Genomic DNA, 15,653 nt, shown 5'->3' on the forward strand with positions numbered 1-15,653 from the left:
CGTACCATGCAAACTCGTGACGATATTTTCAACACCCTGCGCGATGCCTTGGTGGAACTGTTTGAACTGCCCCCGGAGCGCGTCACCCTCGACGCCAACCTGTATCAAGACCTGGAAATCGACAGCATCGACGCCGTGGACCTGATCGACCACATCAAGCGCCAGACCGGTAAGAAGATCGCCGCCGAAGAATTCAAGGCGGTGCGCACCGTGAACGACGTGGTTGAGGCGGTATACCGTCTGGTCCAGCCCGCCGCATGAGCCGGCTGATCGGCCTTGGCCTGTTGTTGGCGGGGCTGCTGTACCCCTTTGCGGTGTATTACGGCACCGAGCATTTTGCACCGTGGCAATTCGGCCTGTTGCTGGGCAGCCTGTGGCTGTTGCGCGCCCTGACCGCTGGGCGGCGCCCGGGCAGCCGCTGGATGGCGGTGACGGTGATCGTGTTCTGCGTGCTGCTGGCCTGGTTCGATAACCCGCAGTGGCTGCGTTGGTACCCCAGCCTGGTCAGCGCGTTCATGTTGGCGCTGTTCGGCCTGAGCCTGAAATACGGCCCGCCGATGGTCGAGCGCCTGGCACGCATGACTGACCCGCAACTGCCGCCGAAGGCAATCGTGTATACCCGCCAGGTCACCGTGGTGTGGAGTGCATTTTTTCTGTGTAACGGCTTGCTCGCCGCCGCGCTCACGCTGTGGGCGCCGCTGAGCTGGTGGACGTTGTACAACGGCTTGATCGCCTACGGGCTGATAGCGCTGTTGTTTGCCGTGGAATGGCTGGTACGACAAAGGGTTCGAGGCCGCGTATGAATGGGTTGAAACTTGAGCACTTGTTGCTTGAGCCGCTGCAACAGCGCTGGGTCACCACCGAGCCTGACATGAATCACGCCCAGCTGTGGGAAGCATCCCTGCGCCTGGCGGCCGGCCTGCAGGCGCGAGGCATCCAGCGCCTGGCCGTGTACCTGGAAGACGCGGGCGTCCTGGCGATTGCCTTGCTGGGCGCCTGGCGCGCCGGTGCCAGCGTACTGCTGCCGGCCGACCTGCAGCCCCAGACCCGCCATCGCTGGGATCCTGCCGTCGACGCCTGGTTGATCGAAGCCGCTGATCTCGAGGCGCTGTACCAGGCGCCACTGAGCCCTGCGGTTCTCGACCTGGACACCTGCCAACTGAGCCTGTGCACCTCCGGCTCCAGCGGCGAGCCCAAGCGCATCGACAAGTCCCTGCGCCAGTTGGCCAATGAAGTGGAGGCGCTGGAAGCCCTGTGGGGGGCGGACCTCAAAGACGCCTGCATCATCGGCAGCGTCGCCACCCAGCACATCTACGGCTTGCTGTTTCGCGTGCTGTGGCCGCTGTGCGCAGGTCGCACCTTTGTGCGCAAGCAACTGGCGTTCCCCGAAGACATGCAGCGCGCCAGCCGCGAGCACCCACAATTTGCCTGGGTCGCCAGCCCGGCGCTGCTCAAACGCATGGGCGACAACCTCGACTGGCCGGCACTGAGCCAGGTTGCGCGGGTGTTTTCCTCCGGTGGCGCGCTGCCCGTTGAAGCCGCCGGCAGTCTGTATGACCGCTTGCAGCAATGGCCGACGGAAATTCTCGGCAGCTCGGAAACCGGCGGCATCGCCTGGCGCCAGGGCGCGCAACCCTGGCAGCCGTTTGCCGATGTGCAACTGAGCCAGGATGCCGACGGCGCGCTGCGCATCGCATCAAAGTACCTGCCCGAAGGGCACATCGAACAGACCGCCGACGCTGCACGCATCCATGCCGATGGCCGCTTCGAATTGCTGGGCCGCCTGGACCGCATCGTCAAGCTGGAAGAAAAACGCATCTCCCTGCCGATGCTCGAACAGGCATTGATGACCCATCCCTGGGTCGCCGAAACCCGCTTGGGTGTAGTGCAGGAAAACCGCGCCTCCCTTGGCGCGCTGGTGGTGCTCAGCAGCGATGGCCTGCATGCCCTGCGCAACCAGGGCCGGCGCACGCTCACCCAAACCCTGCGCCAGCACCTGGGCCAACATTGCGAAGCCCTGGCCCTGCCCCGTCGCTGGCGGTTGCTGCGCCAATTGCCGCTCAACAGCCAGGGCAAGCTGCCCCAGGCCGATATCGAAGCACTTCTGCTGGCTCCCCGGCCAAAAGCCCCCGAAGTGCTGGAGCAGGTCGAAGCCGATGGCGAATGGACCGTGCAACTGAGCGTTCCGCCGGACCTGGCCTATTTCAGCGGACACTTCCCGGTAACGCCCGTGCTGCCGGGCGTGGTGCAAGTGGAATGGGCGTTCAACCTGGGCCAGCAACTGCTCGACTTGCCGAGCACCTTCGCCGGTATGGAAGTACTCAAGTTCCAGCAACTGGTGCGCCCGGGCGATCAGATTGAACTGCACCTGCGCTTTGACCGGGAACGCAGCAAGCTTTATTTCACCTACCGTAACGGCGTTACCGCCTGTTCCAGCGGTCGCATACAGTTGGTGACTGCGAATGCATAACCCCTGCGCCCTGATTCCGGTGTACAACCACGAAACTGCCGTACCCGCCGTGGTCCGCAGCCTGCTGGACAGCGGCCTGCCGTGCCTGCTGGTCGACGACGGCAGCAGCCCGGCCTGCGCAGCGGTGTTGGCGCAATTGGCCACCCTCGACAACGTCACCCTGTTGACCCTGCCCAGCAACCAGGGCAAGGGCGGCGCAGTGATGGCCGGCTTTCGCGAAGCGGCGCGCCAGGGCTACACCCACGCCCTGCAAGTGGACGCCGACGGCCAGCACGACCTGCGTGAAGTCGAGACCTTTATCGACACCTCGCGCCGGCACCCTGACGCCGTCATCTGCGGCTACCCCGAATACGACGACAGCGTGCCCAAAGGCCGTTTGTATGCGCGTTACCTGACCCACGTATGGGTGTGGATCAACACCCTGTCGTTGCAGATTCGCGACTCGATGTGCGGTTTTCGCGTGTACCCGCTGGCGCCAACCCTGGCCTTGATGGACTCGGCCTACATCGGCACGCACATGGATTTCGACTCGGACATCCTGGTGCGCCTGGCCTGGCGCAACCAACCGATGCGCTGGCTGCCGACCCAGGTGCACTACCCGGCCGACGGCCTGTCGCACTTTCGCTTGTTCCGCGACAACGTTCGCATCAGCGCCATGCACACGCGGCTGTTTTTCGGCATGTTGGTGCGTGCGCCGATGATCCTGTGGCGACGGTGGCAGGCATGAGCGACAGCACCAAGCACTGGGCCGACCGCGAGGAACGCGGCAGCTTCTGGCTGATGAAGCTCACGGCGCTCGCCGCAAAAGTCCTGGGTCGTCGCCTGTTGAGCCCTTTGCTCTACAGCATCGTTTTCTACTTCTTTCTGTTTGGCCGCACGGCGCGCCACAGCGCCTGGCAATATCAACAGCGCCTGGCCCAATGGAGCGGGCGCGATGAACTGCTGCCCAGCCACCGGAAAGTCTTCGGCCAGTTCATGGCCTTCGCCGATTCCCTGCTCGACAAGCTCGACGTATGGAACGGCAAGCTGGGCCTGGAACAGATCGAAATCAACGACCCGGCGCAATTGCGCGGGCAACTGCGTGGCGAGCGCGGGCAGATGCTGGTGGGCGCGCACCTGGGCAACCTGGAAGTGTGCCGTGCACTGGCGGAGATCGGTGAACAGGTCACCATGAACGTGTTGGTGCACACCAAGCACGCCGAGCGTTTCAACCGCCTGTTGGGTGAAGCCGGGGCCAGCCATTTGCGCCTGATCCAGGTCAGCGAGCTGGACCCGGCCACCATGCTGCTGCTCAGCCAGCGCCTGGACGACGGCGAATGGCTGGCGATTGCCGGTGACCGCATACCGTTGCACGGTGGGCGCACGGTGCGCGTGGATTTCCTCGGCCACCCGGCTGCGTTCCCCCAAGGCCCGTGGCTGCTGGCCGGGCTGCTCAAATGCCCGGTGAACCTGCTGATGTGCCTCAAACACCAAGGCCGCTATCGCCTGACCATCGAGCCTTTCGCACCGTTGATCGAATGGAAGCGCAGCACCCGCGAGCAGGTGATTGCCGAGTGGACCGCCCGCTACGCCGCACGCCTGGGCCAGTTCTGCCTGCAAGCGCCCCAACAATGGTTCAACTTTTACCCTTTCTGGAAGACCGATGACGACGCATCTTGAGCCGGTAACCTTTGGCGAACGCCCCTTGCGCATCGAAGACGTGCTGGCCCTGGCCAACCGTCAGGCGCCCACGCAATTGCAGGGTGATGCTGCCTATCGTCAGCGCATCGCCAAGGGCGCGCAGTTTCTCGACTCGCTGCTGGACAAGGAAGGCGTGATCTACGGCGTGACCACCGGCTACGGCGACTCCTGCGTGGTGGCGGTGCCGCTGGAACACGTCGAAGCCTTGCCGCGTCACCTGTACACCTTTCACGGTTGCGGCCTGGGCAAGCTGCTCGACGCCCAAGCCACCCGCGCCGTGTTGGCGGCGCGTTTGCAGTCGCTGTGCCATGGCGTGTCGGGCGTACGCGTGGAACTGCTGGAACGCCTGCACGCCTTCCTCGAACACGATGTGCTGCCACTGATCCCGGAAGAAGGCTCGGTGGGCGCCAGCGGTGATCTGACGCCGCTGTCCTACGTGGCAGCGACCTTGTCCGGCGAACGTGAAGTGCTGTTTCGTGGCGAACGCCGCCCGGCGGTCGACGTGCACCGCGAACTGGGCTGGGAGCCTTTGGTGCTGCGCCCCAAGGAAGCCCTGGCCTTGATGAACGGCACCGCCGTGATGACTGGCCTGGCCTGCCTGGCTTTCGCCCGCGCCGACTACCTGCTCCACCTGGCGACGCGCATCACCGCGCTCAATGTGGTGGCGCTGCAAGGCAACCCGGAACACTTCGACGAGCGCCTGTTCGCCGCCAAGCCTCACCCTGGGCAGATGCAAGTGGCCGCGTGGCTGCGCAATGACCTGGCGATCGATGCACCGACCGCGCCGCTGCATCGCTTGCAGGATCGCTACTCGCTGCGCTGCGCCCCCCATGTGCTCGGCGTGTTGGCCGACAGCCTGAGCTGGTTGCGCTCGTTCATCGAGATCGAACTCAACAGCGCCAACGACAATCCGATCATCGACGCTGAAGAAGAACGCGTACTGCACGGCGGGCACTTCTACGGCGGGCATATCGCCTTCGCCATGGACAGCCTCAAGACCCTGGTGGCCAACGTCGCCGACCTGCTCGACCGCCAGCTCGCGCTGCTGGTGGACGTGCGTTACAACCATGGCCTGCCAAGCAACCTCTCGGGCGCCCCCGCCGACCGCGCGATGATCAATCACGGTTTCAAGGCCGTGCAGATCGGCACCAGCGCCTGGACCGCCGAAGCATTGAAGAACACCATGCCGGCCAGTGTGTTCTCACGCTCCACCGAGTGCCACAACCAGGACAAGGTGAGCATGGGCACCATCGCTGCCCGCGATGCAATCCGCGTATTGGAGCTGACCGAACAAGTAGCCGCCGCCACCCTGCTCGCCGCCAACCAGGGCGTGTGGCTGCGCGCCCAAGCAGAAGATGCCCGAGCGCTGCCACCGGCACTGGCCGCAATGCACGCAGAATTGGCCCTGGACTTCCCGCCAGTCATCGAAGACCGTGCCCTGGAAGGCGAACTGCGCCTGTGCCTGCAACGCATCGCCGCGCAACACTGGAGGCTGCATGCGTAGCCCCGGCGTATTGCACTGCGACACGCAAATCCTCGTGCCGTTTTTCGATATCGACACCATGAACGTGGTGTGGCACGGGCACTACGTGAAGTACCTGGAAGTGGCGCGCTGTGCGCTGCTGGACAAGATCGGCCATAACTACACGGCGATGCTCGAGTCCGGCTACGCCTGGCCGGTGATCGACATGCAGCTACGCTATGTACGTGGCGCGACCTTCGGCCAGACGCTCAATGTGCGTGCCAGCCTGGTGGAGTGGGAGAACCGTTTGAAGGTCAACTACCTGATCACTGACCTGGCGAGCGGCGAGCGCTTGACCCGCGCCAGCACCGTGCAAGTGGCGGTGCAAATCGCCAACCGCGAGATGCAACTTGCCTCGCCCAAGATATTCACCGATGCCGTAGAAAGGGCCCTGAAATGCTGACCCCTGTGGGAGCGGGCTTGCCCGCGATGGTCGTTAACGATAACGCACGACGCCTGACACTACGCAGCGTCCTCAGGTTCTTCGCGGGCAAGCCCGCTCCCACAGGGATTGTGCTTATCCTGCTGTTGGGCGTTCCAGGCTTGGCCCAGGCGTTTGACTTGCAGCAGTTGAGCGATCAGCTTGCAAAACCCTCTGTCATCCACGGCAGCTTCACTCAGGAAAAACACCTGCGCGCCCTGCCCCAGCCGCTGGTCAGCAAAGGCACCTTCGTGCTCGCCAAGGACCACGGCCTGTTATGGCTGCTCAAGACCCCGCTGCAACAGGACTACCGCATCACAGGCCAAGGCATCGCCCGGCGTGACGCCAACGGCTGGCAACCGCTGCCGAACAAGAGCGCCGGGGCCGAACAGAATCGCCTGTTTCTCGCCGTACTCCAGGGCGACAGCAGCGGCTTGCAGCGTGACTTCGAACTGCAACTGCAAGGCCAGCCCCACAACTGGAAGCTCACGCTGACCCCGCGCTCATTGCTGCTCAAGCAAGTGTTCACCCGGATCAATATCGACGGCGGCGAACTGGTGCAAACCATCGAGCTGCTGGAAACCCAGGGCGACAGCACTGTATTGCGTATGCAGGACAGCACGGCCGACCAACCCTTGAGCGATGCGGAGCAACACGACTTTGCCCAGTGAGCGCCTGCTGCCGCGCCTGTTCCTGATCCTGCTGGTGGCCGTGCTGGCCCTGGCCGGCTGGCAGTGGCGCGATGGCGCGCCGTTGTCGGCCAACCTGATGGAACTGGTGCCGGGCAGTACGCCGGACGCCCTGGAACAGCAGGCCGAACAGCGTATGCAAGAACCGCTGAACCGCGAGATGCTGGTACTGGTGGGCCATGCCGACCGCCAGCAAGCACTGGCCGCGGCGCAGCAAATGGGCGAGCGTTGGCAGGCCAGCGGTCTGTTTGAACAGGTGCAATGGAACCTGCAAGCCGACTTGCCGGCGTTGCGCGAGCAACTGCTGCGTGGGCGTTTGTCGATGCTCTCGGCCAACGACCGTGAGCAACTGATCGAACGCCCCGGCGCTTTTATCCAGCAGCGGGTACAAGCACTGTTCGACCCGTTCACCGGCTTCAGCCTGGTGCCGAGCCAGGACGACTGGCTCGGCCTAACCGGGCGTATCCAGAACAGCCAGCCACAACACGGCGCGGTTCAGCTGGACATCGGCAGCGGCGCCTTGATCGCCGAAGCCGACGGCCAAAGCTGGGTGCTGGTGCGGGCACGCACCCACGGCAATGCCTTCGATATGAAATTGCCGTTGCAAGTGGCGGATTTGCTCCAGGCCAGCCGCGAGCAGGCGGGTGAACACGGCGCGCAATTGCTCGCCGCCAGCGGCTTGCTCTACGCGGCCAATGGGCAGCAGCAAGCCACGCGGGAAATCACCTGGGTCGGCGGTGGCGCAACCATCGGCATCCTGTTGTTGCTGTTGCTGGCCTTCCGACGCTGGCGGGTGTTGCTGGCATTTGTGCCGGTGCTGGTGGGCATGCTGTTTGGCGCAGTCGCTTGTGTGGCACTGTTTGGGCATATGCATGTGATGACCCTGGTGCTGGGCTCCAGCCTGATCGGCGTGGCGGTGGATTACCCACTGCACTACCTGTCCAAAAGCTGGAGCCTGCAACCCTGGCGCAGTTGGCCGGCGTTGCGCCTGACCCTGCCGGGGCTGAGCCTGAGCCTGGCCACCAGTTGCATCGGCTACCTGGCGCTGGCCTGGACACCCTTCCCGGCGCTGACGCAAATCGCAGTGTTCTCCGCCGCCGGGCTGGTGGGGGCTTATTTGTGTGCGGTGTGCCTGCTGCCTGCGCTGCTCAAGGGCGTGGAGCTGCGCCCGGCGCAATGGCCGCTGCGTGTCGCCCAGGCCCTATGGCAACTGCGTACCGCCTTGATCAAACGCGTGCCCGGTTCTGTGCTGCTGGTGGCGGTGCTGGTGTTCTGCGCCGCCGGCCTGTGGCAGCTCAACAGCAAGAACGATATTCGCCAGTGGATCGGCGCGCCGCCGCAATTGCTCCAGGAAGCACAGGCCGTAGCGCGCATCACCGGGTTCCAGCCCACCAGCCAGTTTTTCCTGGTGCGCGCAGATAATCAGCAGCAGTTGCTGGAACGCCAGGCCGCCTTGGGCAAACGCCTGGATCAGTTGGTGAACATGGACAAGCTCCAGGGTTACCTGGCGCTCAGTCAACTGGTGAACCTGCCCGAGGAGCAGCAACAACTGCGCGATGCGCTGAACACTCTGGCGCAACACTGGCAACCGCTGCTGGACCTCGGCGTGCCCGTCAGTGCCCTGCAGGCTGAAGTCGCGCAGTTGCAGGCGCTACCCACTCAAGACATTGACGCAGCGCTGCAAGGCCCGCTGGCCGAACCCTGGCGCACGCTCTGGCTCGGCCCGGTCGACGGCGGCGTGGCGGCCATGGTCAGCCTGCAAGGCTTGAACAACCCGGCGTTGCTGCGGGTGCAGGCGCTGGATTTGCCCGGCGTGCAACTGGTCGATCGCTTGGGCGACTTGAACCGCGTGTTTGCCGACACGCAAATCAGCGCAGCCGAATTGAAGTTGCTGTCGTGCGTGCTGATCGTGCTGTTGCTGATTGCGCCCTTCGGTTTTGGCGGCGCCTTGCGTATCGTCGCCCTGCCCCTGCTGGCCGCGCTGTGCAGCCTGGCCAGCCTCGGCTGGCTGGGCCAGCCGCTGACCTTGTTCAGCCTGTTTGGCCTGTTGCTGGTCACGGCCATCAGCGTTGACTACGCGATCTTGATGCGCGAGCAGATCGGCGGCCCGGCCGTCAGCCTCTTGGGAACACTGCTGGCGGCGTTGACAACCTGGTTGTCGTTCGGCCTGCTGGCGGTGTCGAGCACACCGGCCGTGAGTAATTTCGGTTTATCGGTCAGCCTGGGCCTGGCATTCAGCTTTATGCTGGCGCCCTGGGCAGCCCAGCAGAAACACACCTTATGAATGCGATTATCGCCCATGCGGCAAGGAGCCCTCGTGCCCACAGTTGAAATGGAACGTCGCCAGGTGGTGGTGATCGGTGCCGGGCCATCCGGTGCCATTGCGGCCGCGCTGCTAAAGCGCAAAGGGCATGATGTATTGATCATCGAACGCGAGCATTTCCCGCGTTTTTCGATTGGCGAAAGCCTGCTGTCGCACTGCATCGACTTCATCGAAGAAGCCGGGATGCTCGACGCTGTGCAAGCGGCGGGCTTCCAGGTAAAAACCGGCGCCGCGTTCGCCTGGGGCGAGCGCTACAGTGCGTTTGACTTTGGCGACACCTTCAGCAACGGCAAGCCCACCACCTTCCAGGTGCAGCGCGGCGAGTTCGACAAGTTGCTGGCCGATCAGGCGGCGCTGCAAGGTGTGGAAATCCGCTATGGCCAAAGCATTGTCGGTGTGGATTTCTCCGGCGAGTGCCGCTACCTGCATGTGCGCCGACAGAACGGCAGCGAGTACCACATCAAAGCCAAGTTCGTGCTCGACGCCAGCGGCTATGGCCGCGTGCTGCCGCGCCTGCTGGACCTTGAGGCGCCCTCGAACTTCCCGCTGCGCCAGGCCGTGTTCACTCACATCGAAGACCGCATCGAACACCCAGGCTTTGATCGCAGCAAAATTCTGGTCACCACCCACCCGACCCAGCGCGACATCTGGTTCTGGACCATCCCGTTCAGCAACGGCCGTTGCTCGGTGGGCGTGGTTGCGGCCAAAGAGCATTTCGATGGCCGCGACAGCGACCTTGACGCCTGCCTGCGCAGCTTTGTCGATGAAACGCCAAGCCTGGCCGCCGTGCTCAGCAATGCCGTATGGGACACCCCGGCGCGCAGCATCGGCGGCTATTCGGCCAACGTCAAAAGCCTGCACGGCCCAGGCTTTGCGCTGCTGGGCAATGCAGCGGAATTTCTCGACCCGGTGTTCTCGTCCGGCGTGACCATCGCCATGCGGTCGGCCAGCATGGCCGCCGCTGTGCTGCACCGTCAGCTCAACGGCGAGACCGTGGACTGGCAAAGCGAATTCGCCGAACCCTTGAAGCGCGGTGTCGATACCTTCCGCTGCTACGTCGAAGGCTGGTATGCCGGTACGTTCCAGGATGTGATTTTCCATCCAGGCAGCTCACCGGAGATTCGCCGCATGATCAGTTCGATCCTGGCCGGTTACGCCTGGGATGAGCGCAACCCGTTTGTCAGCGAGCCTAAACGGCGATTGCGGATGTTGTCGGATATTTGTGCGAGTGAAGCGGTATGAACAGTCCTGCCGTTGAAAAAAACTACCTGAGCAAAAATTATGTCGAGGAAACCAGGTTCGGCTTCTGGTTCCTGCGCAGCCACACCTGGCAGCATCACGTATTGCGTGTGGCGATCAACGACCTGCGCAGCCTGTTCAGCGAGCCGCTGCCGGTGGCCCCGGTGTTGCTGGACGCCGGTTGTGGCCAGGGTAAGTCCTTCCGGTTGCTGCAGCAGGTGTTTGCGCCTTCACGCCTGATCGGCCTGGATGCCGACCCCCACAGTCTGGAGCTGAGCCGTGAAGAGGCTGCGCGCCAGGGCCTGGCTGTCGAGCTGATCGGCAGTGACTGCGCCACCCTCGATGTACCGGACGCCAGCGTCGATATCGTGTTTTGCCACCAGACCTTTCACCATTTGGTCGAGCAACATCGCGCGCTCAAGGAGTTCTACCGGGTACTCAAACCGGGCGGCTATCTGCTGTTTGCCGAATCCACCGAAGCCTATATCGACACCTGGGTGATTCGCTGGTTGTTCCGCCACCCGATGCATGTGCAAAAAAGCGCCGAAGAGTACTTGGAGATGCTGCGCGAGCAAGGCTTTGAATTCGACTCGCAGAATGTCTCGTACCCCTACCTGTGGTGGAGCCGCTCCAGCGACTTCGGCCTGCTGGAGCGCTGGGGCCTGCGCAAGGCGCCGCCGGTGGGCCAGCGCGAGGAAACCCTGGTCAACTGCGTAGCGCGCAAACCTTTGGAGAACGCCGCCTCATGATGCGCCTGCTGTTAATGGGTTGCCTGTTGCTGCTCAGTGCCTGCGCCAGCCAGGCACCGCTGCCGGAAAAAATCCCGGCGCTGGCCTTGCCGATGCAACTGCATGTGCAGCGCCTGGCGGACGGGCAGCGCCAGGACTGGCTGCTGGTGATCCAGCGCGAAGGCCACGCGATTCGCTGGTCGATGATGGACCCCTTGGGCATTCCCCTGGCCCGGCAAAAACTGCTCGATGGGCAGTGGCAGGCCGACGGCTTGCTGCCACCCAATCCCCAGGCGCGGGAGCTGTTTGCCGCGCTGCTGTTTGCCCTGACCCCGGCCGGTGACGTGCCGGCGTTGTATCCACGCGCCCAGGCCATGGACCTGACGCGCACGCTGCCGGGCCATTGGCAAATCATCTATCAGTCTTCCGAGGTGTTCAGCGTGAACATGGCCGGCCAGCCGTTGAGTTATCGCATCACCCCGCTGGGTATCAGCCGATGACCGCTTACCTCAATGCCCTCGGTGTGATCTGCGCCCTTGGCCGCGGCCAGGCCGAAGTCAGCCGCAACCTGTTTGCCGGTGACTGCTCAGGGATGCGCGCCGAAAGCGGCTGGGTGCCGGAGCGCGTGGTGCCGGTGGCTGCCGTCCAGGGCGAACTGGTGCCTCTGCCGGTGGAACTGGCTCAACAAAGCAGCCGCAATAACCAGTTGTTGCTGGAAGCGGCGTTGCAGATTGAAGATGAGATCCGTCAGGCCATTCAAACCTATGGCCCAGGGCGAGTCGGCGTGGTGCTTGGCACCAGCACCTCGGGCATCGACGAAGCCAGCCGTGGCATTGCTCATTACCTGCGCGACAAGCAGTTCCCTGCCGACTACGACTACCAGCAACAGGAACTCAGCGCCCCGGCAAACTTCCTCGCCGACTGGCTGCAAGTGAGCGGCCCGGCCTACGTGATTTCCACCGCCTGCACCTCCAGCGCCCGTGCCTTGATGAGCGCCCAGCGCCTCCTGAACCTGGGGGTGTGCGATGCGGTGATCTGTGGCGGCGTGGACAGCCTGTGCAAGCTGACTCTGAACGGATTTACCTCGCTGGAAGCGGTATCCAGCGAGCGCTGCAACCCGTTCTCGGTGAACCGCAACGGCATCAATATCGGTGAGGCGGCGGTACTGTTCCTGATGAGCCGCGAGCCGGCACCGATCGCCTTGCTGGGCAGCGGTGCCAGTTGCGACGCTCACCATATCTCCGCGCCAGAACCCAGCGGCAAGGGCGCGTTGCAAGCGATGCGCAAGGCCCTGGCCAGCGCAAAGCTGGCTCCCGAGCAGATCGGCTACCTGAACCTGCACGGCACCGCCACTCAACACAACGACGCCATGGAAAGCCTGGCGGTCGCCAGCCTGTTCCCCGGCGGTGTGGCCTGTTCGTCGACCAAGCCCATGACCGGCCACACCCTTGGCGCCGCCGGAGCGCTGGAAGCGGCGTTCTGCTGGCTGAGCCTGGCTCAGGGCCAGCTGCCGCCTCACGTGTGGGATGGCCACGCCGACCCGGCGCTGCCGCCCTTGCAATGGACGCACAGCGGCGACACCTTGAAAAAAACCTGCCTGATGAGCAACTCGTTTGCCTTCGGCGGTAATAACGTCAGCCTGATAATCGCAGAGGCCCCATGATCGATTGGCCACTTGCCGAGCTGCTACCCCACGCGGGCGACATGATCCTGATCGACCAGGTGCTGTCGTTCGATGAAGAGCAAGTCCGCACCCGCGTCACCGTCAAGCCCGGCGGCCTGTTCAACCGCCAAGACGGTAGCCTGCCGGCCTGGGTCGGCCTGGAATTGATGGCGCAAAGCGTCGCCGCTTATGCCGGCTGCCATGCACGCCAGCAAGGCCGCGCGGTGGAACTGGGCTTCCTGTTGGGTACACGCAAGTTCGAGTGCAATGTCGAGTACTTCCCGGCAGGCGCCGAGCTGAATATCCACGGCCTGCGCTCCCTGGAAGACGACAACGGCATGGGTGTGTTCGAATGCCACCTCACCGGTAAGGGTATCCAGGCCAGTGCGCGCCTGAACGTATTTCGACCGCCCCAGGCGGCCAACTATTTAGATGAATCGAAGGACCCAACGTCATGACTGAATCCGTACTGGTCACCGGCTCCAGCCGTGGCATCGGCCGCGCCATTGCCCTGCGCCTGGCCCAGGCCGGCCATGACATCGTGCTGCATTGCCGCAGTGGCCGCGCCGAAGCCGACACCGTGCAGGTCGAGATCGAGGCCCTGGGTCGCAAGGCGCGGGTGCTGCAATTCGACGTGTCCGACCGCGCCAGTTGCAAGGCCATCCTTGAAGCCGACGTGGAGCAACATGGCGCCTACTACGGCGTGGTGCTCAATGCCGGCCTGACCCGCGACGGCGCCTTCCCTGCCCTGTCGGAAGACGACTGGGACGTGGTGATGCGCACCAATCTCGATGGTTTCTACAACGTGCTGCACCCAGTGATGATGCCGATGATTCGACGTCGCGCCGCTGGGCGTATCGTGTGCATCACCTCGGTGTCCGGGTTGATCGGCAACCGCGGCCAGGTCAACTACAGTGCTTCAAAAGCCGGCCTGATCGGCGCAGCCAAGGCGCTGGCGATCGAACTGGGCAAACGCAAGATCACCGTCAACTGCGTGGCGCCGGGGTTGATCGACACGGCGATGCTGGATGAAAACGTCCCCGTCGAAGAGCTGATGAAAATGATCCCCGCGCAACGCATGGGCACCCCGGAAGAAGTCGCCGGCGCGGTGAATTTCCTGATGTCGGCCGAAGCCGGCTATATCACACGCCAGGTGCTGGCCGTGAACGGAGGCTTGTGCTGATGAAGCGCGTCGTCGTCACCGGCATGGCCGGCATGACCTCCCTGGGCAGCGATTGGGACACCATCGCCGCCAACTTTCGCGCCAACCGCAGCGGTATCCGGCGCATGGATGAATGGGACCGCTTTACCGAATTGAACACGCGCCTAGCCGGGCCGATTGATGATTTTGTGGTGCCTGCGCACTGGACCCGCAAGCAATTGCGCAGCATGGGGCGCGTCTCGCGCCTGGCGGTGTGGGCAGCGGAGCAGGCACTGCAGGATGCCGGCTTGCTCGGTGACCCGTCGATCAAGGACGGGCGCATGGGCGTGGCCTGTGGCTCGTCCACCGGCAGCACCGATGAGATCAAGGCGTTCGGCAATATGCTGCTCAATTCCGTGGCCGAGGGGCTAAACGCCAACTCCTATGTGCGGATGATGCCGCACACCACCGCGGCGAATATCAGCATTTTCTTTGGCCTCACCGGGCGCTTGATCCCCACGTCCAGCGCCTGCACCAGCGGTAGCCAGGGCATCGGCTATGCCTATGAAGCGATCAAGTTCGGGCGCCTGCCCTTGATGCTCGCCGGTGGCGCCGAAGAACTGTGTCCCACCGAAGCCATGGTGTTCGATGCACTCTACGCCACCAGCCTGAAAAACGATGCGCCGCAAACCAGTCCGCGCCCCTACGACAGCGGCCGTGATGGCCTGGTGATTGGTGAAGGCGCCGGCATCCTGGTACTGGAAGAGTTGGAACACGCGTTGGCGCGGGGCGCGCATATTCACGCGGAGCTGGTTGGCTTTGGCAGCAATGCCGACGGCCAGCACACCACCCGCCCGGAACAGAAAACCATGCGCCGTGCCATGGAACTGGCACTGGAAGACGCTGGGCTTGCACCTTCTGCCATCGGCTATGTGAACGGCCACGGCACCGCCACCGACCAAGGTGACATCGCCGAAACCCTGGCCACCAGCAGCCTGTTCGGCAGCCGTATGCCGATCAGCTCGCAGAAGAGTTTCCTCGGCCACACCCTGGGTGCCTGCGGCGCGCTGGAGTCGTGGTTCAGCATCGAGATGATGAACCGCGACCACTACGTGCACACCTTCAACCTGGATTCGGTCGACCCGCAATGCGGCGAGCTCGATTACCTGCAAGGGGGCTTTCGCCAGATGCACAACGACTACGTGATGAACAACAATTTTGCCTTCGGCGGCGTCAACACCTCGCTGATCTTCCGCCGCTGGGCCTGACTTTTTAATCGATTGGAGAAAACGGAATGTCTTCCCTGCTACGCGCTACCCTGATCACCCTGGCCCTGTTGACCACTGCCGGCTGCACCAGCAAACCAGTGCTCAACACCCAGCACGAACTGCCGGCCACGACCCAGGTCAGCGAAGAAAAAATGAAACAGGTGATCGTCGCTGCCCTGCAAAAACGTGAGTGGACAGTACAACGCCTGAGCCCGCAACTGGTGCAGGCCGAGATCACCGTGCGCGGCCAGTTCTATGCAGCAATCGATATCCGCTACACCCGCAACAGCTACGCCATCACCTACCGCGACAGCCGCGACCTGGGCTACAAGGACGGCAAGATCCATCGCAATTACAACCGTTGGGTGAGCATGCTGGATAGGGACATCCTGGCAGGGTTGCGCTCGACCGGGATGCAGTAAGGCCAGAAACGACAAAGGGCGCCTTTCGGCGCCCTCTTCACAAACAGGTTGGCTTGTCATCGCCGCTTCCTGCCTGGCTCTGCGATG

17 protein-coding genes are annotated in these 15,653 nt (G+C 63.5%); all 17 read left to right on the top strand.

Annotation, left to right across the window (positions count from 1 at the left end):
- Window positions 1-6: 6 nt before the first annotated feature.
- From JH25_RS14925 to JH25_RS14845, 17 genes are read left to right on the top strand one after another with little or no spacing between them, the layout of a single operon-like run.
- Window positions 7-261, top strand: a complete 255-nt coding sequence (locus JH25_RS14925; RefSeq protein ID WP_003187949.1) for an acyl carrier protein — start codon at window positions 7-9, stop codon at window positions 259-261.
- The gene (locus JH25_RS14920) at window positions 258-803 is read left to right on the top strand and encodes a membrane protein (protein WP_032878284.1); all 546 of its coding nucleotides are present in this window, start codon (window positions 258-260) and stop codon (window positions 801-803) included. The genes JH25_RS14925 and JH25_RS14920 overlap by 4 nt, the downstream gene beginning before the upstream one ends.
- Window positions 800-2,470, top strand: coding sequence for an ApeI family dehydratase (locus JH25_RS14915; RefSeq protein ID WP_032878285.1), 1,671 nt, complete (start codon window positions 800-802; stop codon window positions 2,468-2,470). Before JH25_RS14920 ends, JH25_RS14915 begins: the two co-directional genes overlap by 4 nt.
- Window positions 2,463-3,197 carry a glycosyltransferase family 2 protein gene (locus JH25_RS14910; protein ID WP_032878286.1) on the top strand — a complete coding sequence of 245 codons (735 nt, stop codon included), beginning with the start codon at window positions 2,463-2,465 and terminating at the stop codon, window positions 3,195-3,197. Before JH25_RS14915 ends, JH25_RS14910 begins: the two co-directional genes overlap by 8 nt.
- Entirely contained in the window at window positions 3,194-4,129 is a 936-nt protein-coding gene (locus JH25_RS14905) for an LpxL/LpxP family acyltransferase (protein WP_032878287.1), read from the top strand. The genes JH25_RS14910 and JH25_RS14905 overlap by 4 nt, the downstream gene beginning before the upstream one ends.
- On the top strand, window positions 4,113-5,654 hold the full coding sequence (locus tag JH25_RS14900; protein ID WP_032878288.1) for an HAL/PAL/TAL family ammonia-lyase: 1,542 nt from the start codon (window positions 4,113-4,115) through the stop codon (window positions 5,652-5,654). The genes JH25_RS14905 and JH25_RS14900 overlap by 17 nt, the downstream gene beginning before the upstream one ends.
- Window positions 5,647-6,075 (top strand): acyl-CoA thioesterase, encoded by a 429-nt coding sequence (locus JH25_RS14895; RefSeq protein ID WP_032878289.1) that lies wholly within the window; start codon window positions 5,647-5,649, stop codon window positions 6,073-6,075. Before JH25_RS14900 ends, JH25_RS14895 begins: the two co-directional genes overlap by 8 nt.
- A complete protein-coding gene (locus tag JH25_RS14890) occupies window positions 6,069-6,764 on the top strand; it encodes an outer membrane lipoprotein carrier protein LolA (protein WP_032878290.1) in 696 nt (231 codons plus the stop codon). Before JH25_RS14895 ends, JH25_RS14890 begins: the two co-directional genes overlap by 7 nt.
- Window positions 6,736-9,066: an MMPL family transporter gene (locus JH25_RS14885; protein WP_032878291.1), complete on the top strand. Its 2,331-nt coding sequence runs from the start codon at window positions 6,736-6,738 to the stop codon at window positions 9,064-9,066. Before JH25_RS14890 ends, JH25_RS14885 begins: the two co-directional genes overlap by 29 nt.
- Window positions 9,067-9,099: 33 nt before the next feature.
- Window positions 9,100-10,347: an NAD(P)/FAD-dependent oxidoreductase gene (locus JH25_RS14880; protein WP_032878292.1), complete on the top strand. Its 1,248-nt coding sequence runs from the start codon at window positions 9,100-9,102 to the stop codon at window positions 10,345-10,347.
- Window positions 10,344-11,093 carry a class I SAM-dependent methyltransferase gene (locus tag JH25_RS14875; RefSeq protein WP_032878293.1) on the top strand — a complete coding sequence of 250 codons (750 nt, stop codon included), beginning with the start codon at window positions 10,344-10,346 and terminating at the stop codon, window positions 11,091-11,093. Before JH25_RS14880 ends, JH25_RS14875 begins: the two co-directional genes overlap by 4 nt.
- The gene (locus tag JH25_RS14870) at window positions 11,090-11,572 is read left to right on the top strand and encodes a DUF3261 domain-containing protein (RefSeq protein ID WP_032878294.1); all 483 of its coding nucleotides are present in this window, start codon (window positions 11,090-11,092) and stop codon (window positions 11,570-11,572) included. The genes JH25_RS14875 and JH25_RS14870 overlap by 4 nt, the downstream gene beginning before the upstream one ends.
- Complete coding sequence (locus JH25_RS14865) at window positions 11,569-12,735, top strand: beta-ketoacyl-[acyl-carrier-protein] synthase family protein (protein WP_032878295.1); 1,167 nt, start codon at window positions 11,569-11,571, stop codon at window positions 12,733-12,735. The genes JH25_RS14870 and JH25_RS14865 overlap by 4 nt, the downstream gene beginning before the upstream one ends.
- Window positions 12,732-13,193 (top strand): hotdog family protein, encoded by a 462-nt coding sequence (locus JH25_RS14860; protein WP_032878296.1) that lies wholly within the window; start codon window positions 12,732-12,734, stop codon window positions 13,191-13,193. Before JH25_RS14865 ends, JH25_RS14860 begins: the two co-directional genes overlap by 4 nt.
- Complete coding sequence (gene fabG, locus JH25_RS14855; RefSeq protein WP_032878297.1) at window positions 13,190-13,918, top strand: 3-oxoacyl-ACP reductase FabG; 729 nt, start codon at window positions 13,190-13,192, stop codon at window positions 13,916-13,918. The genes JH25_RS14860 and fabG overlap by 4 nt, the downstream gene beginning before the upstream one ends.
- Entirely contained in the window at window positions 13,918-15,144 is a 1,227-nt protein-coding gene (locus JH25_RS14850; protein ID WP_032878298.1) for a beta-ketoacyl-ACP synthase, read from the top strand. Before fabG ends, JH25_RS14850 begins: the two co-directional genes overlap by 1 nt.
- 26 nt (window positions 15,145-15,170) lie before the next feature.
- Complete coding sequence (locus JH25_RS14845) at window positions 15,171-15,566, top strand: hypothetical protein (protein WP_032878299.1); 396 nt, start codon at window positions 15,171-15,173, stop codon at window positions 15,564-15,566.
- Window positions 15,567-15,653 lie beyond the last annotated feature (87 nt).

Origin of the sequence: Pseudomonas sp. BRG-100 (assembly GCF_000737955.1) — a bacterium.
GTDB lineage: Bacteria > Pseudomonadota > Gammaproteobacteria > Pseudomonadales > Pseudomonadaceae > Aquipseudomonas > Aquipseudomonas synxantha_A.

What these genes read in the sequence shown, in the direction of transcription:
- JH25_RS14925 (WP_003187949.1), top strand. Translation starts at nt 7, where the DNA reads ATGCAAACTCGTGACGATATTTTCAACACCCTGCGCGATGCCTTGGTG.
- JH25_RS14870 (WP_032878294.1), top strand. Translation starts at nt 11,090, where the DNA reads ATGATGCGCCTGCTGTTAATGGGTTGCCTGTTGCTGCTCAGTGCCTGC.
- JH25_RS14865 (WP_032878295.1), top strand. Translation starts at nt 11,569, where the DNA reads ATGACCGCTTACCTCAATGCCCTCGGTGTGATCTGCGCCCTTGGCCGC.
- fabG (WP_032878297.1), top strand. Translation starts at nt 13,190, where the DNA reads ATGACTGAATCCGTACTGGTCACCGGCTCCAGCCGTGGCATCGGCCGC.
- JH25_RS14920 (WP_032878284.1), top strand. Translation starts at nt 258, where the DNA reads ATGAGCCGGCTGATCGGCCTTGGCCTGTTGTTGGCGGGGCTGCTGTAC.
- JH25_RS14860 (WP_032878296.1), top strand. Translation starts at nt 12,732, where the DNA reads ATGATCGATTGGCCACTTGCCGAGCTGCTACCCCACGCGGGCGACATG.
- JH25_RS14915 (WP_032878285.1), top strand. Translation starts at nt 800, where the DNA reads ATGAATGGGTTGAAACTTGAGCACTTGTTGCTTGAGCCGCTGCAACAG.
- JH25_RS14890 (WP_032878290.1), top strand. Translation starts at nt 6,069, where the DNA reads ATGCTGACCCCTGTGGGAGCGGGCTTGCCCGCGATGGTCGTTAACGAT.
- JH25_RS14875 (WP_032878293.1), top strand. Translation starts at nt 10,344, where the DNA reads ATGAACAGTCCTGCCGTTGAAAAAAACTACCTGAGCAAAAATTATGTC.
- JH25_RS14845 (WP_032878299.1), top strand. Translation starts at nt 15,171, where the DNA reads ATGTCTTCCCTGCTACGCGCTACCCTGATCACCCTGGCCCTGTTGACC.
- JH25_RS14900 (WP_032878288.1), top strand. Translation starts at nt 4,113, where the DNA reads ATGACGACGCATCTTGAGCCGGTAACCTTTGGCGAACGCCCCTTGCGC.
- JH25_RS14885 (WP_032878291.1), top strand. Translation starts at nt 6,736, where the DNA reads ATGCGGAGCAACACGACTTTGCCCAGTGAGCGCCTGCTGCCGCGCCTG.
- JH25_RS14895 (WP_032878289.1), top strand. Translation starts at nt 5,647, where the DNA reads ATGCGTAGCCCCGGCGTATTGCACTGCGACACGCAAATCCTCGTGCCG.
- JH25_RS14905 (WP_032878287.1), top strand. Translation starts at nt 3,194, where the DNA reads ATGAGCGACAGCACCAAGCACTGGGCCGACCGCGAGGAACGCGGCAGC.
- JH25_RS14910 (WP_032878286.1), top strand. Translation starts at nt 2,463, where the DNA reads ATGCATAACCCCTGCGCCCTGATTCCGGTGTACAACCACGAAACTGCC.
- JH25_RS14850 (WP_032878298.1), top strand. Translation starts at nt 13,918, where the DNA reads ATGAAGCGCGTCGTCGTCACCGGCATGGCCGGCATGACCTCCCTGGGC.